The 268-nt window shown below is 54.5% G+C and carries 1 rRNA gene; it reads right to left on the bottom strand.

The annotated features are described in order from the left end of the window. A 23S ribosomal RNA gene (locus tag C9F12_RS22365) occupies window positions 1-268 on the bottom strand; the annotation flags it as partial.

Genomic DNA, 268 nt, shown 5'->3' with positions numbered 1-268 from the left:
CCTTGGTCTTCCGGCGGGGGAGTTTTTCACTCCCCTTGTCGTTACTCATGTCAGCATTCGCACTCGTGATACCTCCAGCATGCTTCTCAACACACCTTCATCGGCTTACACGACGCTCCTCTACCGCTCGCCATTCGGCGAACCCGTAGCTTCGGTACCTGGTTTGAGCCCCGTTACATCTTCCGCGCAGGCCGACTCGACTAGTGAGCTATTACGCTTTCTTTAAAGGATGGCTGCTTCTAAGCCAACCTCCTAGCTGTCTAAGCCT

The organism is Halomonas sp. BN3-1 (assembly GCF_003056325.1).
GTDB lineage: Bacteria > Pseudomonadota > Gammaproteobacteria > Pseudomonadales > Halomonadaceae > Halomonas > Halomonas litopenaei.
Note: the sequence above shows the minus strand (reverse complement) of the source record. Positions and strands in the feature narration are given on the sequence as shown.